The organism is Psychrobacter sp. R86515, from assembly GCF_042466315.1.
Classification (GTDB): Bacteria; Pseudomonadota; Gammaproteobacteria; order Pseudomonadales; family Moraxellaceae; genus Psychrobacter.
The window spans coordinates 1691427-1712269 of record NZ_JAXHCC010000001.1; the positions used below are offsets into that span (position 1 = coordinate 1691427).

Below are 20843 nucleotides of genomic sequence, written 5' to 3' on the forward strand. Positions count from 1 at the left end.
GCTAAGAAGTGGTGGGTGATGACGGATTCGAACCGCCGACATTCTGCGTGTAAGGCAGACGCTCTACCAACTGAGCTAATCACCCTTCGAAAAATTGCTAGGCAATTTATTCAACATCAACTGAGCCTTTTAGTTTGTCACTAAGCTCCGTTGCTGTGGGTGTGTATTATATAGATTTACTGTGGGGTGTCAAATATTATTTTAATGTTTTTAGAAAATAATTATAAATCGGACTTGTAATCTATCAAAAATAGCACTCAAAGCCATGTATTATATAGCATTTCTAAAAATACACTTATTATCATTATTTGTTGTTTGGCGTTGAAAAGCTACTATACTATGGATGCTTTGCTCGTTGAACACGGTTGATGGAGGCCAATATAAACACTTTTACTATTAAAGATACTTTTACGAGCTGGACTTGGGGAGACTTAGCGGGTCTGGGTTTGGTACTGCATATTGTACTTATGATAGTAATGACGCTGCGAGTGGTTTCTGTGCAGCGCAATATTGGCGTGTCTATTGCTTGGGTGGCTGTGCTTTACACGTTACCAGTATTTGGTTTTGTGGCTTACATTCTGCTCGGTGAGCCGATGATTGGACGGCGCTATCGTGAACGCGTGGATCAAGCCAGCATCTTGATGAATGATATGGCAAGGCGTGAGCATCTGATTTTTGACAAAGGGCAGGACTTATTACCAGCTAACTACCGCGGTGTTAGCCAAATAGGAACGCGCTGGACAGGGTTTGGCGTATTTCCCAATCATCAAATGCAGCTGTTGACGGATCCCGCTTCTATTTTTCAACGTTTGATTGAAGATATCCGTGCCGCCCAGCGTATTGTCCTTATGGAGTTTTATATTGTTTATCCGAAAGGACAGGTGCTAGAAGTCATAGAGGCGCTGTCTGTAGCGGCTCAGCGCGGCGTAGAGTGTCATATATTGGCTGATAGTGTAGGCAGCTTTAGCTTTATTAATAGTAGCGTGCACCGCAAATTAGAAAAAGCAGGGGTTTATGTCCATCAGTCATTGCCAGTAGGGTTGTTTAAGACATTATTTAAACGTTCTGATTTGCGCAATCATCGTAAAATGGTGGTTATCGATGAACATATCGGTTATATCGGCAGCTTTAATTTGGTTGATCCAAGGTTTTTTAAGCAAAATAAAAACGTCGGTCAATGGATTGATGTGGCGCTACGAACAACTAGCCAGCACTCGATTAGTATCAATACAGCGATGGCTAAGGTGATAGTTACCGATATTGGTGCTGAAAGTAATGACAATCTTGCTGAGCTGCATCAGCGGGTTAATAACTACACTCGTAAGTTATATGTGATGCATCCGACCATCAATGATCTAAATAGCCGAGTGAAGGTATTGGCGGATACGATTGATGATCATGAGCAGCCAGATGTAGGTGCCACTTCGATTGTCGTACCAAAGATGCCTGTCGTGGACAAAGTCTTGGCGCAGCTAATACCTTCAGCACCGCAGCTAACGGCTCATGTGATTTACAATACGTTAGTTACTGTGATTCATCGTGCCAATAAGCGCATCCGTATTACTACACCTTACTTTGTCCCTGATGAGTCCCTATCGGGTGCACTGACGATAGCGGCTAAGCGCGGCGTCGATGTGACGATTATTGTTCCTGAAAAAGTAGACTCGTTTCTGGTACAGCATGCCTCTCAAGCTTATTATCAAGAGTTGTTGGATGCTGGAGTAACGATTGCCTTGTTTAGAGGTGGTTTGCTACACGCAAAAACAGTGGTTATCGATGATGACTACTGTCTATTTGGCACCGTCAATATTGATATGCGCAGCTTTTATCTAAATATGGAAGTCAGTTTGGCGATTTATACGCCAGAAATGGTTGCCCAAGTAGCGGACTGTCAGGAAGTCTATTTAGAAAGCTGCAGAATCCTAGATAGTGATGAGTGGCAACAGCGTCACGGGTCACAACGATTGTTTGATAATGTCGTGCGCTTGTTCAGTCCTTTATTGTAGCACTTGAATTTTTAGGGTAAGGTAATCTACCAGTACCGTTCTATTATTTTAGTCGTAGCACTTTTATACCTTATACTTTTTCGGTTTATCTATCTGCAAAGAGGTCACGTCCGTCTATGTCTGCATCACCTTTAACACCACTGGACTATATTGCAGAAGGCTATTGGCAAGATTTCTTAGCTGGGCGTTCTATTGCGGGCGGTATCGCCTACGAAACTGAGCTGCGCGCTTGTACACTAGACGAGTCGCTTGAGAGTTTACAGCGTATCGATACGCTATTGTCCCAAGTGCGCCGAGATATGATCAAGAGCAGTATATGGGATGAAGTGACGCTGCTGGTCGATGAGCGCTATCGTAATTTCATGGTGTTTTTGGCGTTTTATGCCGGTCGTGTATTGGCGCAGCAGTGGCAAAACAAGCCACATTGGTATGGTCAGTTTGAGCTGCGTAAACGTTACCCTGAGCTAACATTGATCACCGATGATTTTTATCAGCATATGGCGGTCGGTTATGATGATAGCGGGGTTAAAGAAAGCTTGTTTTTTGCACTAGAGCCAATAGGGCTGCGTCTGTTTGGTCATATTGATCGGCAGTTCGACGCAGTAAAAGGCGGGCAAGTAGAGAGTGGGCTGTATCAAGCGGTTAGCCTTAGACTACCAACTACTTTAAGCAACGATGTTCATTCAGTGCCTGAATTAACAGCGGATAAAGTAACAACAAACAAAGCAACAACGCATAAAGCAACCACTCATCAAACCACTGATAGTACCGCTCCGAGCACCGATTCAAATGCGTATGTCGGTACTAGCCAATTAAATGTTTCTCTTAACAAGCCAGAGGAAGTATCGATAGGAACTGAGTATAATCAAGCCAATGTAGTTGTAACCGACAGTGAGAGTCGCGCAGCTCCATCTGCTATGCCTGATACTGTAACTAAGTTGCAAACAAGCGTAGTGCCTCCTGAGTCTGGAAATCCAATAAAGCCTGAGCTGACTAAAGTAGTGCAACCAATAGCTAGGCCTACGTCGTCTGTAAAGAATACATCAACGCCAGAGATGTTTACGCAGCTGCTCGTAGAGTTAGATGAGATAGCGGTGCCACAACCAACTGGTGATGTTCAATATCAGCAAGCGCGCAAAGTAATGGATCAGTTCGAGCAGCATATTGCCAAGCAGGACAAGCCTCGTCGCCAAGTTATATTTTCAGATGATCACATCGCAGCAAAAAACAAAGCGCTTCTAATACTACAAGCGGCTGCTGAAGATGGGAATACAGCGGCTATGCTACGTTTGGCCATGTATGAATTGTTAGGTGAAGGTTTGACAGCGGATAGTGACAATCAAAAAAAATCTGGCGTAGAGTGGGTCAATCAAGCTGCCAGCAAAAACGACAGCCGTGCTCAGCGTCTACTCAGTAAAATGTATTACCAAGGAGTAGGGGTGTCTCAAGATATAGATAGCGGTAAATACTGGTTAGAGCAAGCGGCAGATAATGGTCATGCAGAAGCGGCCAATCTGGTCAAGCAATGGCAGCAAGCAGAAATGCTGCTGACCACACAGAAGCAAGAGCAGCATAGCACCAAGCGTTATCAGCTGTTAATCGGCGCAATCATCGCAGTCGCTCTATTGATAATAGTCATTATCTAACAATCATTATCTAATAACTATTTACTCAGTAACTTTTTAAAAGCTTATTGTTACAGCTTAAATTCAGGTAGAATTGGCGCGCTCTACATTTACCCTTTTATTGTTTGATTCATAACTAATCTGGGCTGTTCCATGCCATCATCTAATACTTCGTCTGACCACTCTGCAAATTTAATTGACCCTGTATCATCGCCTAATCGAGCGGTACATGAGACACCTTTATATTATCAGTCTCTTATTGGGCTGCTAAAGCCACTATATCGTCTGCAAGTATGGCGTCGATCTCATAAGAACGACAATTATCAGCAGGAAATCGAGCAGCGTTTTGGTAAGCAGTATCCACTGCGTCCAGTGGTCAATGCTGATAGCGATAAAGGGGTAATTTGGTGCCATGCAGTCTCATTAGGCGAAACCAATACGGTTGCGCCTTTATTAGATATGTTATTGGCTAATGGCTATCAGATATGGTTGACCAATACGACTCAGACAGGTTTTGCTCGTGGCGCCAGTCGTTTTGCAGAACAGATAGCTCAAGGTCAGATGAGTCACAGCTATGTGCCAGTCGACAGTCCTGCTGTTATCGAGACTTTCTTGACGCACGTACAGCCTATCGCTGCACTGTTTGTAGAAACAGAGCTATGGGCAAATATCTTGACCAAATTATCTCAGCACCGTATTCCAAGTATTCTAGTCAACGGTCGACTATCTGCTTCTTCTTTTCAGAGCTATCAAAAGATTGGTGCAGTCAGCACCAGTATGATGAAAAATCTTTCTTTAATTATTGCGCAAGACAGCGACTCTGCTAAACGCTTTCGGCAGTTAGGGGCTAGTAGCGCCCAAATTCGTGTGGCAGGCTCATTAAAGTGGGTAATCAATGCTTCCAAAATTGATGACAAAGCGGTAGCAGATAATAGTATTTATAATAAGAAAGCTGAACTGCGAGCAGGGTTTGGTATAGCAGATCGTCCTGTGTGGGTAGCTGCGAGTACTCATGATGGCGAAGAGGCCGCAGCGTTGTCATTACAGCAGCAACTATTGTCTCAAGCCACATTAGCAGATACGTTGCTTGTTATTGTCCCTAGGCATCCTGAGCGTTTTGACGCAGTAGCAGAACTCATTCAAAAAACTGGGTTAAATATGGCTCGGCGTAGTGATGGAGACGTGATTGATGCAGACACGCAAGTCTATCTGGCAGATAGCATGGGTGAGATGATGACTTGGTATACATTGGCAAACGTAGCATTTGTGGGCGGCTCGCTGGTAGATATTGGTGGGCATAATCCAGTGGAGCCTGCTAGTGTGGCCACGCCTGTACTGATGGGACGTTATACTCAGTCTTGTCAAAGCGTGATAAACAAACTGGCTAGCGTAGGCGCTGTATATCAGCCAAATAATGACTTCTATCGTCCAGTCGAGTCAAATAACTCAAGTAGTTCGGATACACAGATGACCATTGATGATCAGTTAAAGGCGAACAAAAAATCCTCTCGCAAGAAAACAGCTTATAACCGTGAAGACGCTGTGAGCATTTATACGCAGCTAGCGACTTGGCTATGCAATTTGCCATTGGCCGCGCAGGCAGGGCAATCTGGCGAGCAAATGACGATACAGCAGCAAGCGGTATTGACCCGCCAATTTACGATGATTGAAGACGCAATCGAACTGTCCTCCAACCAAGATAATTTATGAACTGTATATTATTGCCCGCTGAAAACTTCTCATCAGACACAGCAAAAATCGATGCCTTGTCTCAAGTCAGCCATGTGACTAAAGTGCTAGGCGCAAAAGTAGGTGATACGCTTAAAATTGGACAAGTCGGTGGCACCCTTGGTACTGCTATCATTAAAAATATTACCGCCGACAGTATTCGGTTAAGTAACGTTCAGCTCAATACTGTACCGCCGGCCAAATTGGATTTAACTGTCATTTTGGCGTTACCACGTCCTAAAGTGCTACGGCGTTTGATCATGGATATGACGGCGCTTGGTGTACGCGATATCATTCTTATCAATAGCTACCGTACCCAAAAAAGCTATTGGCAAAGCCCAATGCTTGAGCGGATTGACGAGTTTGTATTAGAAGGCTTACAGCAGAGCATCGATACGATCGTTCCTAGTATTACGCTACAAAAACGTTTTAAACCGTTTGTTGAAGACTCACTTGCAAGCCTAATGAACAGTCGAGCGATTGTCGCGCATCCTTATAGTCAGCAGTCTTTTTCTGAATTTTTACAACAGCAACCATCACGAGAGCTACCGAGTATAGTCTGTATAGGCGCTGAAGGTGGTTGGATTGACTATGAGATAGAGCTGTTGTCAGCACAAGGCTGCACGCCTGTACATATAGGCTCTCGTATCTTACGTACAGAAGCTGCGGTCAATGCGATCTTAGGACAATGGTTGCTTTAGATGGACACTAAAACGCGTCGCTAGACCAAACTATTGAAAGAGCTGGTGAAAAATAGTTCTTAAAAATCAATGCTCAAGACTCATCACTGATATATTTGCCAGTTAAACAAATGTATTGATAATTAATCTCACTTCCATTAGTATGTTGCTTTGATATATTATGGCCTGATTACTGTTAACGCTTAGCAAGTCATCGTTATAATTACTGTTATTTTGTCTCACCATCCGTCTTACTTTTTTTATAGCATTACTATGGGGAAAACCATGTCATTGAACGCTATCAGCGCTAATCTAACCTCTACGAAGCTTATCCTACCTGCAGCCGTATTTGGCATGATGTTGGGTTTGGCAGGTTGTAGTAATTCTTCAACCACAGAAGAGAACGTAGAAGTAGAGTCAACAGAAACAGGTGCTGAGCAGCAAGCAGCAACTGACGAAGCTACGACTGCTGATGGTCAGACAATTACTATCTACTCATCACGTAATGAGCAGCTAATTAAGCCATTGCTAGATCGCTATACTGAGCAAACAGGCGTAAAAGTTGAACTGGTTACAGACCAAACTGGGCCTTTGATGGCGCGTCTAAAAGCTGAAGGTCAGAATACTCCTGCTGATATGCTATTGACCGTTGACGCTGGTAACTTATGGCAGGCTGCAGAGCAAGGCCTATTACAACCAGTATCGTCTACTGTATTAGAAGCTAATGTCCCTGCAAAATACCGTGATCCAAAAGGTCAGTGGACTGGTTTGTCACTACGTGCACGTACTATCTTTTATGATCCAAACAAAGTTACTGCCGACCAGTTATCTACTTATGCAGATTTGGCCGATCCAAAATGGAAAGGCAAACTATGCTTACGCACCTCTAAGAAGGTTTATAACCAATCGCTTGTCGCTAGCATGATGGAGCATTTGGGTGAAGAGAAGACCGAAGCAGTTATCAAAGGGTGGGTTGATAACCTAGCGACTGATGTGTTCAGTGACGACGTTGCGATGCTAGAAGCCATCGCTGCTGGTCAGTGTGAAGTCGGTATCGCCAATAGCTACTACTATGGTCGTCTATTGGACGAAAAACCAAACTTCCCTGTGAAGATATTCTGGGCAAACCAAGATACGACTGGTACGCACGTAAACATCTCAGGCGCTGGCGTGGTTGCAGGTTCGGACAATCCAGATGGTACGCTTAAACTGATAGAGTGGTTGTCATCTGATGAGGCACAAGGTCTTTATGCCAGCTCTGACAAAGAATTCCCAGTAAAAGTAGGTATCGATGAGTCAGACATGCTCAGATCATGGGGCGAGTTCAAAAAAGACGATATCAATGTACAGAAATTCGGTGAACTACAAACTCAAGCTATCCAAATGATGGATAAAGCGGGTTATAAATAGGGGATCGCCAGTAATACTGATACCAATCTTAAAATCATAACTTTTAGACAATAGTTCTCGAAACAGTAGCTTTTAAACCACAGCTTTTAAAGAATAGGTTCAAAGGTTAGTCATTACAGATGAGTTATTCAGGTAATGACGATTTTGAGTTTGGTATAAGCTTACAAGGTCTCTATACGTATGACACGGTAATGATAATATGATCACAACGCCAGATGCGTCTGTTAGTCAAAATGATACTGTCAATGACGGTGTTAATGACCAGCAGACTGTCAGCCAAGACCACGCCCTTCGTAAACGTATTATCTCGAAATCAGTCTTAGGGCTGATTTCGTTGTTTATGCTAGTACCGATTTTAATCGTGCTGCTGTCATGGACTCAACCAGTGGCAGAGATTTGGACACATATGGCAGACTATGTACTGCCGCAAGTGCTCAAAAACACGGCGATTTTATTGCTTATGGTGACTGTTGTTTCAGGCACTATTGGTACTGCTCTGGCTTGGGTTACTAGTATGTATCGTTTCCCTGGTCAGCGTTTTTTTTCGTGGGCATTGATGTTGCCACTTGCCATCCCTGCTTATGTATTGGCATTTGTCACTATTGGGATTGTTGATTTTAGTGGGCCGCTACAGACCGCGTTGCGCGATTCCGGTATCAGTACTGCCATACCGTCGATAAGGAATGTATGGGGCGCAGGCTTGGTATTATCGCTAGCGTTTTATCCTTATGTATATTTGCTAGCGCGTCAGGCATTTTTGTCGCAAGGCAGACGAGCGATAGAAGCGGGGCAGATGCTTGGTTTGAGTCGTAGCCGTGTGTTTTTCCGATTGGCATTACCGCAAGCATTACCGTGGATCATTGGCGGCTTATTGCTCGCTAGTATGGAAACCTTAGCGGATTTTGGTGCAGTATCGGTATTCAATGTCGATACTTTTACTACCGCCATTTATAAAGCGTGGTTTGGTTTTTTTAGTTTGACCACAGCGGCTCAGCTAGCAGCCTTGCTCATTGGTGTGATATTTATTGTGGTATTGTTTGAGCAGTATTGGCAAGCGAAGCGTGGTAGCTCACTTACCCAAGGTAGCAGCCAACGCTTTGACACTAGCAAACCTGCCAAACTCGCCATGACACTGCTGTGTACGCTCATTTTTTTAATCGCCTTCTTAATTCCTTTCTTACAGCTCATCTATTGGACAGCACTTAACTTTCGCCAAGATTTTGATGCGCGTTATATTGATTTTGTCACCAATAGCCTCATGATTGCTAGTATGACCACGCTGTTTATCGCCTTTTTGGCCATTATCATTGCGTGGATCAAACGCCAGTATCCTGATAAGTCGACTAAGCTAATGACCACTTTAGCCAATCTAGGCTATGTTGTACCGGGGACTGTGTTGGCGGTAGGGATATTTATACCCATTGCGTGGCTTGATAATCGAATGATTGCCTTTGGTATCACCTCACAGCAAGTGCTCTCTGGCAGTGTCATTGTTATGCTACTGGCATTATCGACACGTTTTATGACGGTGAGTTTTCAGCCAGTTGACAGACAACTGCAAAGATTGACAGTCAATCAAGAAGCGGCTGCAAAATTACTGAGCGACAGTCCTTATCAGCGTTGGCGTCATGTAATGCTGCCTGTACTTAGCCCCGGTGTATTGACCGCATTATTGATGGGCTTTGTCGAAGTGATGAAAGAGATGCCCATTACGCTAATGACACGGCGTCAAGGCTGGGATACGCTCGCAGTACGAGTGTTTGAAATGACGAGCGAAGGTATGTGGGGACGAGCCGCATTGCCGAGTTTGCTAATCGTGCTGGTTGGTTTGCTCCCTGTCTGGATACTACTCCGTCAAAGTGACAAACACAGCTAATAGCAACAAAGTTAATAGCAATAATTTGACATAAGTTTAACAGCACACTCGTAGTGTCAGCTATATTATAATTTGCTCTGTTTTATCGATGGTTTTACTTACTAATAGCGAACTGGTACCGTTTATGTACACTGATTCAATGAACGACTCAACAAATTCTAAGTCAGAAAAAGCTCGGGCTAATCACATGCCTGTAGCAAAATCACCACTGTCACAAAATAGAATCAATCCAGTTCAGCCGAATAAAACTGTAGAACAAAGTAATACCTCACAACAAAATACTGAGAAAAATATCGCGACAGATCCTTATTTTAGGGTGCAAAATCTCATCGTAGGCTATGACGATACTATCGTCGTTAATGGTCTATCGTTGATGTTGGAACAAGGCGAGATTGGTTGCTTCTTAGGTTATAGCGGCTGTGGGAAGACAACAGCGCTACGAGCAATCGCGGGATTGGAGCAAAGTCGTGGCGGCACTATCTATCTAAATAATCAACGCCTAACTGAAAAGACAGCTCGCCAATCATTTGCAGTGGCGCCAGCCAAGCGTGGCATGGGCATGGTGTTTCAAGACTATGCTCTGTTTGGTCATTTAAGCGTGGCAAAGAACATCGCCTTTGGCCTAAATAAATGGTCAGCTGCTGACAAAAAAGCTCGAGTGGCTGAGATGCTAAGCTTAGTTGAATTGACTGAGCATGCGGATAAACGTCCTAATGAGCTCTCTGGTGGTCAGCAGCAGCGTGTGGCTCTAGCAAGAGCGCTCGCCCCAAAACCAAAACTACTATTACTTGACGAGCCGTTTTCTAATCTAGATGTGGTGCTGCGTGAGTCACTGGCAATGAATGTCCGTGATATTCTCAAACGTACCAACACTACAGCGATTTTGGTCACTCATGATCAAAATGAAGCGTTTGCGCTAGCGGATAAAGTAGGGGTAATGGATAAAGGACGATTGGTGCAGTGGGCGCGACCAAGCGAGCTGTATCATGAGCCTGTCAGTCCTTTTGTCGCTGAGTTCGTGGGTGAAGGCGCTATGATAGACGGTATCATCAAAGAAGGTCATGTTGAGACGGCGCTAGGGAATATCTATCGCCGCATGGAAGTCTATGATGAATCTGGCCAACCACAGTACTGCGAATATGATTATCCAAATGGCACACCGATCAAAGTACTCGTACGCCCTGATGACATCATTCATGATGACGACAGTACGCAGACAGCTTTGGTTATCGGACGTGTTTTTCGCGGTGCCAACTACTTGTATCGACTGCAGTTAGATGACGGACAGACTGTCTTATCCTTGGTTGCAAGCCATCATAATCATGCAATCGGCTCGCATATTGGCATTCTACCGTTGCTGGAGCATGTCGTAGTCTTCGATGAAAAAGACATCAATGCCACTACTTGGTCAGAATATGATAGATCATCGAGAATGGATGAAGAGGTTTAGTAGTCTTCATCATTCTTGGGTAATCTTCTAAATTTACCGTTTAGCCAAAATGTGTAAATAACGGCCAAGCCATTTGTACGGCTCTAATTGTGAGTAGCGTAACTCCATTCTGATCACTGCATCTGGGTCGTTATGCCCGCCACGCTTGAGTGGTGCATAATCATGAAATACCCGCAAGCCACTGCTGCGCACCGTCTGATAGTCATGCGCCTTTAACCAAGACTGAACCTCTTCTTTGGCCACGGGATGGTTGGGGGTTAGACTTTTCTTATTGTCCGCTTTGTAATCGTTACCATCAAGTAAGCTATCGAGTAAGTTAAAATTCCCCATGATAAGATTGCGATAATCGAAACTTGCTGGATTATAGAAGCAGACAGATAACGCGCCATCATCTGTTAAATGCTCATCAAAAAAGTTCATGACCGCTGCTGGTTCTGCCAACCATTCAAGTAGCGCATGCGACATAATCAAATCAAATTTTTCTGTCTCTGTCTGAGCCAGTTTTTCTTCAAGCGCTTGATAAGGGCAAACATACCAAGTGATGTCTAAATTTTTATCAATTTTTTCTGCGCTCACTTTCGCCTTCTCAAGCATATTTGCTGATATATCATTGATGACTACGCTATGACCTTGAGCAGCAAGTTCTATCGCAATTTGCGCAAGCCCTGCACCTACATCCAAGATACGTAAAGGTCGCCCAAGCGCCTCACTCATTTGTGCGCTATATTCGAAAATATCACGGCGTAGCACAGCCAATCGAATCTCGCCTTTTAAACCACCATAGACTTTCTTTTCGAAATGATCGGCAATGGCATCGAAGCTACGATCTTCTCGATCGTCTTCTGCTAGTATAGAAAGGTTTGAGTCAGGCTGGCTATCTTGATGTTTGATTGTCATAAGGTATTTAGATCAATAATTAAGAGGGTCAAATTAATAAAACTATTCAGTATGAACTAGCGTTTCAAACGTCTGTTAATTACCCATTTAAAAACGACCTTCGCTAAAACAATAACCACAAATACCACGATAACAAACACCCACATACCATTGCCTTGTAGATTCTCTTGATAGGCTTTTGAGAAGTATGCTGATAAAGCCATCGCGACTAAAAGTGCTCCCCAACGGACATAAGGGACAGCGCGATTGTTATGGTTAGGAAAGCTAGCAACATAATCGCTCGAAAAGCTGTATAGCACCATTGCTAAAATCCAAACAATTGCAAGAATGATATCCATAGTAATAGTAGCCTGTTAGGTCGTTATTTAAGTGCTATAAAAGATGAGGTAGTGTAGCGCTTAGAATTTTTTTGTCCAGTATCACTAAAAAATAACCGCATTAAAGTGGTTTAAATCATAATGTGCTCATGAGAATAATGTGATTTTGAAAGCTATTAGCTCATGGCAAAGCATTATGCTTATGAAAACAATATGACCATAAAAACAATCAGTTCACGTCAGAGACAGTTGTAGGTGTTGTGGTATTGGCTAAATATTCTAAGCATCCTAGTTGTGTGCCAATAGAGCTTATATGCAAACCACGTATGAGCTCTATGCTCAAGATTTTAGCGCTAAATTAAATGTCGTGTTGAATTGTAGATAGAAATATAAGTATCCACTCAGTTAGTCAAAATAAATCTTGTCGAGCTGTACTGAATGAGTATAGTATTTTTCTATTTAATATCCATCGGATACGGAGAATAAACAATGAAATCAATCATCACAGCGCTACTCGCCCTAGTATTTACCTTTACATCTATGAGCCAAGCCCAAGCTCGCAATACGCCTTGTTCAGGTAAAATGGGCGGGGTATCTCATTGCTCAGCAGATGGTAAGTTTGTTTGTAAAAATGGCAAAATCAGCCAATCAAAAAAAACCTGTCATTAGAATTATTTTAGTGTGTATCAATAATTCAAAATATCACTGTGAATGAACCGTCTAGCTTGATTTTAATGGCAGTCAAAGCCCCCTAAATCAGCAAATTTGTGCTAAAATAGCTTCTTTTATTAAACATTAAAACTATCGCTATTTTCCTATTGTTTTGCACGTGTAGCAGTGTTTTTTTATGGTAACTATTTTGGTCATGACTGCCCATTTATGTGGCAGTATTTTTATATGATCTATGGGTGCCATAAGCGATGTGTCAACGTTAGAAAAAAATGTGAGTGAAGGAGTGTATATGAGCGAATCGGTCAGTCCTATTGGCATCGTAGATGAACTAAAGCAGTCGTATTTGGATTATGCGATGAGCGTGATCGTCTCGCGTGCGCTGCCTGATGTGCGTGATGGGTTCAAACCTGTACACCGCCGCGTGATGTATGCCATGCACGTGCTATCAAACGATTATAACAAACCGTACAAAAAATCAGCACGTGTGGTCGGTGATGTTATCGGTAAGTACCATCCACATGGCGATAGTGCCGTCTATGATGCCATCGTACGTATGGCACAGGATTTCAGCTTGCGCTATCCAATGGTTGATGGTCAAGGTAACTTTGGCTCGATCGATGATGATCCTCCGGCAGCGATGCGTTATACCGAAGTACGTATGACCAAACTGACCCACCAGATGCTCGCTGATTTGGACAAAGACACGGTCGATTGGGAAGACAACTACGACGGCTCTGAGCGCATGCCAAGCGTGATGCCAGCGCGTATTCCTAACTTATTGGTCAATGGTGCGACGGGTATTGCCGTTGGTATGGCGACCAATATGGCCCCGCATAACCTGACTGAAGTGATCAATGCTTGTTTGGCCTATGCTGAAAACCCACAAGTTTCAGCCGAAGAGTTGATGTCGCATATCTCAGGTCCTGATTTCCCTACGGGCGGTATTATCTATGGTCGCGCGGGCATTTTAGATGCTTATCGTACGGGTAAAGGCCGTTTGCATATTCGTGGTCGTTATCATATCGAGCCGATGAGCAATTCTGGCGTTAACCGTGATCGTGAGCGCATCGTATTTACCGAAGTACCTTATCAGGCCAATAAAGCCAAGCTGATTGAGCGTATCGCAGAGCTGGTACGTGATAAAAAAATCGAAGGTATTAGCGAGATTCGTGATGAGTCTGATAAAGACGGTATGCGTATCGCTATTGACTTGCGTCGCGGTGAGACTGCTGAAGTTATTGTTAATAACCTATTTTTACAAACGCCACTAGAGTCTAGCTTTAGTATCAATATGGTGGCACTCGATAATGGTCAGCCAAAACTATTGACCTTGCGACAGCTTATCGCTGCATTTGTCCGTCATCGTCAAGAAGTGGTGACCCGCCGTACGATTTATGAATTGAACAAAGCCCGCGTTCGTGGTCATTTGCTAGAAGGTCTAACGGTCGCACTAGCCAATATCGACGAAATTATTGCGACGATTAAAGCCTCTGCAAACCGTGGCTTGGCGCGTGAAAGTTTATTAAATAATACATGGGGTTCAGGTAGCGTCGTTGCGATGCTTACGGCTGCTGGTAGTCAATCAGTACGTCCTGAGTTTATCGATGGCGAAGATCCTAAAGCGCCGTTTGGTCTGATCGAAGGCGAAGAGCGCTATCGCTTATCACTTGAGCAGGTCAATGCGATTTTAGACATGCAATTGCATCGTTTGACGGGTCTTGAGCAAGATAAATTGACTGAAGAATACCAAGACTTACTGCGTGAAATTGCACACTTAGAGTCTATCCTTGGTGATTTTGATAAGCTGATGGCTATTATCTCTAATGAGATGATCGAGATTCGTGATAACTTTGGTGATGAGCGCCGTACCGATATCATCGATTCACGTATGGACTTTAGTCGCGAAGACCTTATCCCTGAGCAAACTGTTGTTATGACCGTATCGCGTACTGGCTACGCCAAAACTCAGCCGATTGATGATTATGTTGCACAAAAACGCGGCGGTAAAGGTAAGTCTGCTACGGCAATGAAAGAAGATGATGTAATCGATCATTTAGTCGTGACATCAACGCATTCGACGGTACTGTGTTTCACTGATAGTGGACGTGTCTTTAGCTTACGTGGTTTTGAAGTGCCGATTGCCAGTCGCGGTGCTCGTGGTCGTCCATTGGTCAATCTAATTGGCCTAAATAGCGACGAAACCGTTACGACCATACTACCAATTCCAAAAATCGTAGAAGATACATCAGTAGTAAGTGAAGTATCAGAAGTAAGCAATGATGACGATTCGGTAGAAGATAGCAACCAAGCAGAGCCGCCTTTTGTATTCTTTGCCACGGCCAACGGTACAGTGAAGCGGGTAGAGCTGAAGCAGTTTGCCAATATTCGCTCGAACGGCTTGATTGCGGTTGGATTAGAAGACGGTGACAAATTGGTCAGCGCTCGTATCACTAACGGTAGCCAAGAAGTGATGTTGTTTGCTTCAAGTGGTAAAGCCATTCGTTTTGATGAGAATGATGCGCGTGCGATGGGCCGTACGGCAAAAGGCGTCCGCGGTATGCGTCTGGCTACTGATGAATTTATCAAATCATTAGTCGTTATCGAAGATGATGTACGTGAAATCCTGATTGCTTGTGAAAATGGCTTTGGTAAACGTACCTTCATCGATGAGTTCAATACGCAAAATCGTGGCGGTGGCGGTGTGATCGCTATCAAGACCAGTGAGCGTAACGGCGCACTAGTACGAGCGACCAAGGTTGACTCTACCGATGATATTATTCTAATCTCTGATAAAGGCACGTTGGTTCGTACCCCAGTTGAGCATGTTGCTAGCTCTGGTCGTAATACGCAAGGCGTAACATTGATTCGTCTGTCAAAAGATGAAAAACTGGTTGCCATGGCGCGTGTTGAGCACGAAGAGAGCGATGATGAGCTTATCGATGCCATGAGAGAAGACGGTACGTTTGACGTAGAAGGTCAGGAGCAGATAGATATTGATGCGACAACTGACAATACTGCAACTACCGACGTCGATGATGCGATTGATATTGCAAACGATCATAAACCAAGTGATAATCTATAATAGACTAACTATGCATAAGAAGATGACGAGTAATAGTCTTGGTAATTAGCTTTTGAGTCTAGTCTCTTAGCATTTTTCTAGAAAAAAGCCTCTGACGTTATCGTCGGAGGCTTTTGTTTTTTAACTCTCATTTTTTCAATACTGTAAATAAGGTTCTATTTTTTAAGGCTGTTGTTATGCTTACGACCAATCAAACTTTTCAGGGAACGGTTGCTTCGGTATCATCGAGCTTTTTATTCTCGATGATGTTTTTGTTTGGACTGTTTATGCTGCCCTTAACAGGGACACAGGTAGCCTCATGGCGTGTGCTCATGATGTTACTCAGTTTGGTGATATTGGTCAGTTTGACTCAGCAATGGCAACGTGTTTTTGATTATATAAAGACGCTAAAGACACTAAAAGAATGGCTGATATTTATACTACCTGCGCCAATCCTAGGTGGGCAGATTTGGTTGTTTATGTGGGCACCGGTCAATGGGTTTGGTCTCGATGTCACGTTGGGTTATTTCTTATTGCCGCTAGTGATGATTGTGCTTGGTCGATTCTTTTACCATGAGTATATGAGCATCCTGCAATGGGCTGCCGCGATATTTGCAGCGCTCGGCATCGGCTACGATATTATTCAGTATGGTTCGGTCTCTTGGGTGACACTGTTTGTATGCTTGGGTTATCCACCGTATTATCTGCTACGGCGCACCCTTTCTGTACCGCCCATTACGGGGTTGTTGTTTGATTTGACGCTGTTGACACCAGTCGTGCTCATCGTGCTCTACATGACAGGCGGTTTTGATGTTGCGGCGCAAGACATGAAGTTCTGGTATCTATTGCCGCTGCTTGGTGCTTTTAGTGCGCTTGCGATGTCGCTGACGATGATTGCCAGTAGCAAGTTGCCAGTATCACTATTTGGAGCATTAAGTTACATCGAGCCGATGCTGTTATTTGTGTTGTCTATTACTATTTTGAGTCAAAGCCTTGAAGAAGGTGGTTCGCTCTTTATGTACGGCATGATTACGCTTGCGCTACTGGTCATGATGGCTGATAGCGTAAAAGGCTACCTCGTTCGTCAGCGTAATGACCGCTTGCACGGCTATAGAGAGCTTCAAATTGGCGGCTTTCCACCGCGTCGTCATTTTATCAATCAGCGTATCGATGGCGTGCTAAAAGCCCATCGTTTTCGTAAGATTCGTCGTTACCAAAAGAAGATGGATAAGATACAGCAAAAAATCGAACAACTTGATGCAAAATAAGTACTTACCTGCATTAAATTTACTCAATTTAAAAGTTTAGACACTAGATGAACAGTGGCATTGCTTATTCATTCTGACTTTGACATAATGCCGACCATGATGTAAGCCTAGTACATCAAAAGCGTTCAACTTAGATTGCGCGACGACCTTATATGCAAAAGCCTCAGACGTTCTCGTCTGAGGCTTTTGTTTTTTTTAAAAATTGCCATGGATGTGCCCCAATCTTTAAAGGCTGTTGTAATGCTGACTACTAACCAAACCTCGCAGGGTATAATCACCGCTGTCGCTGCAAACTTCTTATACTCATTACTGTTCTTATTTGGTCTATTGCTGCAACCATTATCAGGTACGCAAGTCGCTTCGTGGCGCGTGCTGACAATGTTTTTTAGTCTCGTGCTGCTGGTCAGCGTACTAAAGCAATGGCAGCACATTTTTGATTATCTAAAAACACTAAAGAACGCAAAAGAGTGGTTTTTATTCATATTACCCACACCGATTTTGGGCGCGCAAATCTGGATATTTATGTGGGCGCCAGTCAATGGGTTGGGGCTTGAAGTAACGTTGGGTTACTTCCTATATCCGATGATTATGATCGTTGTCGGCAGGTTCTTTTACAACGAAGACATGAGCTTACTTCAGTGGGCTGCTATCGTATGTGCAGGTCTTGGTATCGCTTACGATATTTTTGAGTATGGTGCTATTTCTTGGGCAACTTTATTTGTTTGCTTGGGTTATCCTCCTTATTATCTACTACGCCGTAAGCTTGCAGTACCGCCTATTACTGGTTTGATTTCAGACCTTGTATTGTTGTTGCCAGTGGTATTGGTCGCGCTGTATATGAATGGTGGTTTTGAAGTAGCAATCACCAACCACAAGCTTTGGTATCTGTTACCGTTATTAGGCATCATCAGTACCGCTGCGATGTCACTAACAATGGTAGCGAGTCAGAAGCTGCCTGTCTCACTATTTGGCACTCTGTGTTACCTTGAGCCAATATTCTTGTTCATCTTCTCAATCGCAATTTTAGATCGTAATTTACATGATGGTGGCTCCATGCTGATGTACAGCATGATTTTCATCGCACTGCTGATTATGATTGCTGATAGTGCGTTGGGCTATATGGCGCGTAAACGTGAAGACCGCTTACACGGCTACAATGAGCCACAAGTAGGCAGTTTTCCACCACGTCGTCGTCTCAAAAACCGCCGTATAAAAGGCGTGCTAATCGCGCATCGATTCCGCCAGATCAAAAAATATCAGCAAAAGATAGATAAAATGACGCGTAAGATTGAAGCATTACATTTAGATTGATGTCAAAGAGTACACCGTCTTAGATAGTATCGATTCGGTAGGCATTGTTTTCCAGTATGTCTGCCAACTCACAGTATTAAAGAAGTAGAAATTACGCTATTATCGAGAGCAGTAGTGCCGCGATTGAGTGAACATATGGCGCTATATCTGAGATATTATGGCTGATTTACTACAATATATAACTAGGACGGTTTATGTTACATCTTCATCATTTAGCAAACTCGCGCTCGTTTCGTATTATCTGGCTGTTGGAAGAGCTCGGCGCCGATTATAAACTGACTTGCTATGAGCGCAACAAGGCATACCGTGCTCCTGATAGCTTAAAGCAAGTGCATCCGATTGGTAATGCACCGATACTAGAAGCAGACGATCGTGTGCTGATTGAGTCAGGGTTTATCATTGAATATTTGATTAAGCACTATGATAAAGAAAAGCAGTTCAAACCTGATGATAATAACGAAGCAGCATGGGAAGCCTATACGTTTTGGCTACACTTTGCAGAGGCTTCATTAATGCCACTGTTGGTCATGCGTTTGGTATTTACAAAAGTGGTGTCTCAGTCGCCAATGCTAATCAAACCTATCAGCAAAAAAATCCAAGGTCAGATTGAAAAAAACATGATCAGTAGCGGTTTGGAGAAGATGCTAGATATGATGGAGCGTCATTTACATGAAAATCACTGGTTTGCAGGTAGCGAATTTAGCGCCGCTGATATTCAAATGCATCTTGCGGTCTTAGGTGCCAATGCTGGTGCAGGTTTAGATCAGAGTAAATATACCAATCTTTTGAACTGGCTCAAACGATGCGAAGAACGAGATGCCTTTAAGCGAGCAGAAAAAAAGGGCGGCCGTCTGAATTTTTAGAGGATACTGGTATAATCATCTCTCAACGCTTAAGTAGCCATGTAGACCAAAGGCTTTGTTTATGAATAAACAAAGCCTTTTTTAGGATAATGTTATGACAGATCTAAACACCTCGAATAAAGACCATCTGAAACAAGATAGCCTAGATAAAGACGATAATCAGTCAGCAACTCAAACGTCACTTAATAAGCAAGATACCAGTATGCAAGAAAATAATAGCCAACAGATTAATAGCCAGCAAGTCTCTATCAAGTCGTGGTCACAGAAAATTCTGGTGGTAATTCTGTGTGCAGCGAGCTTTTATGGTGGCTGGAAATCTTACGAATCAAATATGGTAAATGAGTGCACCGCCAATGGTGGACAAATGGTTGAAGGTCAAAAAACCATGATATGCCAACTGTCGTAGCTAGGGCATATTCTTCGTTTATCTTATTTTTGTCATTGATTTACGATGAAGAGATGCTCTCGTACTTCTGAGCCAGTACTCCTGATAAATAAAAGGCATCACTATGCTAAAGCTAACCTTTTTGGGTACCTCTGCAGGTGTACCGACTAAACAGCGTAATGTGACCGCATTAGCAATAGAGTGTTTGAATCCGCATACCTCTGGCGCACAGCAAGGAAGTCGTCAACAGAATAATCAGAGTAAAAAATCGCGCCCATGGGTGCTGATTGATTGCGGTGAAGGCGCACAGCAGCAGTTGCTACATACCAAGCTCTCCTTGCATCAATTGGCCGTTATCTGCATCACTCATGTGCATGGTGACCATTGCTACGGTCTGCCAGGACTATTAGCAAGTGCTGCCATGTCAGGACGTCGTGAGCCATTAACTTTGATTGCTCCAAAAGCGATTGCTACTTTGCTTGAAGCCATTGTCGCTACTACAGAGCTGTATCTACCCTTCGCTCTCGACTTTATAGCGATTGAAGAGGTGTTAGCTGAGCAAGGTGATACGAACAAGGTCAGTATTAGCTTAAGCGACCAACATCAGCTTGATATTGATATCACGCCGCTATCACATCGAGTTGCTTCTTATGCCTTTGGTATTATCCAGACTATTAGCCGCCGCATCCTTAATACAGATAAGCTTGTGGCAGATGGTATTCCAGCAAGTGCACTATGGGGCAAGTTACAGCAAGGCGAAGATGTCACGACTGAGGGTAATAGACAATTGCACTCAGTAGACTATATTGATGAGGAAATACAGCGGACGCGAGTGGTGGTGGCAGGAGACAATGATGCGCCAAATTTGTTAAGTAAAGTCGTTGTAGATGCGGACTTATTGGTACATGAGGCCACTTACACCCATGAAGTGCTGACTAAGATTCAAGCCAAAAACCCAGACTATGATCCGATGCATAGTAGCGCCCAATTGCTCGGCGAATTTGCCCAAGCGGCTGGACTCAAAAACCTAATTTTGACGCACATTAGCGCCCGTTATCAGGGTTTTGATAACCCTAATAGCAAGACGCCAAACATGGCAAATATTCGTTTAGATGCTGAGAGCGTCTACAAAGGCAATCTCTGGCTGGCGGCAGATTTTGACCAATATATGGTCGATGGTGCAATTGAGTCGGTAAGCAATCAAGAGGGCAGCCAAAAGGGCAGTCAAGAAGAAAATCGCGTGCAGTATACAGGCTCTGCACGCAATGATTAGACATCGTTAAGCTTAGATATG

Annotated in this window: 16 protein-coding genes and 1 tRNA gene; 14 read left to right on the forward strand and 3 right to left on the reverse strand. The window is 43.6% G+C overall.

Features of this window, described 5'->3' with window-relative positions:
• Positions 1-9: 9 nt before the first annotated feature.
• Positions 10-85 (reverse strand) — tRNA-Val (locus SJY28_RS07225).
• A gap of 283 nt (positions 86-368) precedes the next feature.
• On the opposite strand from SJY28_RS07225, the gene SJY28_RS07230 reads away from it, so the two are divergent.
• The 7 genes from SJY28_RS07230 to SJY28_RS07260 all read left to right on the forward strand — a co-directional run bounded on the left by SJY28_RS07230 (position 369) and on the right by SJY28_RS07260 (position 10775).
• The gene (locus tag SJY28_RS07230; RefSeq protein ID WP_379543945.1) at positions 369-2006 is read left to right on the forward strand and encodes a cardiolipin synthase; all 1638 of its coding nucleotides are present in this window, start codon (positions 369-371) and stop codon (positions 2004-2006) included.
• Positions 2007-2122: 116 nt separating this feature from the next.
• Positions 2123-3652 (forward strand): tetratricopeptide repeat protein, encoded by a 1530-nt coding sequence (locus tag SJY28_RS07235; RefSeq protein ID WP_379543946.1) that lies wholly within the window; start codon positions 2123-2125, stop codon positions 3650-3652.
• A gap of 132 nt (positions 3653-3784) precedes the next feature.
• Positions 3785-5341 (forward strand): 3-deoxy-D-manno-octulosonic acid transferase, encoded by a 1557-nt coding sequence (locus tag SJY28_RS07240; RefSeq protein ID WP_379543947.1) that lies wholly within the window; start codon positions 3785-3787, stop codon positions 5339-5341.
• Complete coding sequence (locus SJY28_RS07245) at positions 5338-6060, forward strand: 16S rRNA (uracil(1498)-N(3))-methyltransferase (protein ID WP_379543948.1); 723 nt, start codon at positions 5338-5340, stop codon at positions 6058-6060. Before SJY28_RS07240 ends, SJY28_RS07245 begins: the two co-directional genes overlap by 4 nt.
• Before the next feature lie 264 nt (positions 6061-6324).
• Positions 6325-7449 (forward strand): extracellular solute-binding protein, encoded by a 1125-nt coding sequence (locus SJY28_RS07250; RefSeq protein ID WP_379543949.1) that lies wholly within the window; start codon positions 6325-6327, stop codon positions 7447-7449.
• Between the two features lie 199 nt (positions 7450-7648).
• The gene (locus SJY28_RS07255) at positions 7649-9325 is read left to right on the forward strand and encodes an ABC transporter permease (RefSeq protein WP_379543950.1); all 1677 of its coding nucleotides are present in this window, start codon (positions 7649-7651) and stop codon (positions 9323-9325) included.
• 124 nt (positions 9326-9449) lie between these two features.
• A complete protein-coding gene (locus SJY28_RS07260; RefSeq protein ID WP_379543951.1) occupies positions 9450-10775 on the forward strand; it encodes an ABC transporter ATP-binding protein in 1326 nt (441 codons plus the stop codon).
• A gap of 33 nt (positions 10776-10808) precedes the next feature.
• Here SJY28_RS07260 and SJY28_RS07265 read toward each other — a convergent pair whose 3' ends face one another.
• Positions 10809-11672 (reverse strand): methyltransferase domain-containing protein, encoded by an 864-nt coding sequence (locus SJY28_RS07265; RefSeq protein WP_379543952.1) that lies wholly within the window; start codon positions 11670-11672, stop codon positions 10809-10811.
• Positions 11673-11728: 56 nt separating this feature from the next.
• The gene (locus tag SJY28_RS07270) at positions 11729-12010 is read right to left on the reverse strand and encodes a hypothetical protein (protein WP_379543953.1); all 282 of its coding nucleotides are present in this window, start codon (positions 12008-12010) and stop codon (positions 11729-11731) included.
• A gap of 468 nt (positions 12011-12478) precedes the next feature.
• Between SJY28_RS07270 and SJY28_RS07275 the strand changes: the two genes are divergently transcribed.
• The 7 genes from SJY28_RS07275 to SJY28_RS07305 all read left to right on the forward strand — a co-directional run bounded on the left by SJY28_RS07275 (position 12479) and on the right by SJY28_RS07305 (position 20822).
• Positions 12479-12658, forward strand: coding sequence for a hypothetical protein (locus SJY28_RS07275; RefSeq protein ID WP_379543954.1), 180 nt, complete (start codon positions 12479-12481; stop codon positions 12656-12658).
• A gap of 292 nt (positions 12659-12950) precedes the next feature.
• The gene (gene gyrA / locus SJY28_RS07280) at positions 12951-15743 is read left to right on the forward strand and encodes a DNA gyrase subunit A (protein WP_379543955.1); all 2793 of its coding nucleotides are present in this window, start codon (positions 12951-12953) and stop codon (positions 15741-15743) included.
• A 176-nt stretch (positions 15744-15919) separates the two neighbouring features.
• Entirely contained in the window at positions 15920-16990 is a 1071-nt protein-coding gene (gene rarD, locus SJY28_RS07285) for an EamA family transporter RarD (RefSeq protein ID WP_379543956.1), read from the forward strand.
• A gap of 240 nt (positions 16991-17230) precedes the next feature.
• A complete protein-coding gene (gene rarD / locus SJY28_RS07290; protein ID WP_102092002.1) occupies positions 17231-18301 on the forward strand; it encodes an EamA family transporter RarD in 1071 nt (356 codons plus the stop codon).
• 194 nt (positions 18302-18495) lie between these two features.
• A complete protein-coding gene (locus SJY28_RS07295) occupies positions 18496-19164 on the forward strand; it encodes a glutathione S-transferase (protein ID WP_057759100.1) in 669 nt (222 codons plus the stop codon).
• 94 nt (positions 19165-19258) lie between these two features.
• Positions 19259-19570 carry a hypothetical protein gene (locus tag SJY28_RS07300; RefSeq protein WP_102092000.1) on the forward strand — a complete coding sequence of 104 codons (312 nt, stop codon included), beginning with the start codon at positions 19259-19261 and terminating at the stop codon, positions 19568-19570.
• Between the two features lie 103 nt (positions 19571-19673).
• The gene (locus SJY28_RS07305) at positions 19674-20822 is read left to right on the forward strand and encodes a ribonuclease Z (protein ID WP_379543957.1); all 1149 of its coding nucleotides are present in this window, start codon (positions 19674-19676) and stop codon (positions 20820-20822) included.
• Positions 20823-20843 lie beyond the last annotated feature (21 nt).

Coding starts and splice junctions, on each gene's coding strand:
- SJY28_RS07270 (WP_379543953.1), bottom strand. CDS start 12,010: ATGGATATCATTCTTGCAATTGTTTGGATTTTAGCAATGGTGCTATAC.
- gyrA (WP_379543955.1), top strand. CDS start 12,951: ATGAGCGAATCGGTCAGTCCTATTGGCATCGTAGATGAACTAAAGCAG.
- SJY28_RS07265 (WP_379543952.1), bottom strand. CDS start 11,672: ATGACAATCAAACATCAAGATAGCCAGCCTGACTCAAACCTTTCTATA.
- SJY28_RS07245 (WP_379543948.1), top strand. CDS start 5,338: ATGAACTGTATATTATTGCCCGCTGAAAACTTCTCATCAGACACAGCA.
- SJY28_RS07255 (WP_379543950.1), top strand. CDS start 7,649: ATGATCACAACGCCAGATGCGTCTGTTAGTCAAAATGATACTGTCAAT.
- SJY28_RS07275 (WP_379543954.1), top strand. CDS start 12,479: ATGAAATCAATCATCACAGCGCTACTCGCCCTAGTATTTACCTTTACA.
- SJY28_RS07260 (WP_379543951.1), top strand. CDS start 9,450: ATGTACACTGATTCAATGAACGACTCAACAAATTCTAAGTCAGAAAAA.
- rarD (WP_379543956.1), top strand. CDS start 15,920: ATGCTTACGACCAATCAAACTTTTCAGGGAACGGTTGCTTCGGTATCA.
- rarD (WP_102092002.1), top strand. CDS start 17,231: ATGCTGACTACTAACCAAACCTCGCAGGGTATAATCACCGCTGTCGCT.
- SJY28_RS07300 (WP_102092000.1), top strand. CDS start 19,259: ATGACAGATCTAAACACCTCGAATAAAGACCATCTGAAACAAGATAGC.
- SJY28_RS07235 (WP_379543946.1), top strand. CDS start 2,123: ATGTCTGCATCACCTTTAACACCACTGGACTATATTGCAGAAGGCTAT.
- SJY28_RS07240 (WP_379543947.1), top strand. CDS start 3,785: ATGCCATCATCTAATACTTCGTCTGACCACTCTGCAAATTTAATTGAC.
- SJY28_RS07250 (WP_379543949.1), top strand. CDS start 6,325: ATGTCATTGAACGCTATCAGCGCTAATCTAACCTCTACGAAGCTTATC.
- SJY28_RS07305 (WP_379543957.1), top strand. CDS start 19,674: ATGCTAAAGCTAACCTTTTTGGGTACCTCTGCAGGTGTACCGACTAAA.
- SJY28_RS07230 (WP_379543945.1), top strand. CDS start 369: ATGGAGGCCAATATAAACACTTTTACTATTAAAGATACTTTTACGAGC.
- SJY28_RS07295 (WP_057759100.1), top strand. CDS start 18,496: ATGTTACATCTTCATCATTTAGCAAACTCGCGCTCGTTTCGTATTATC.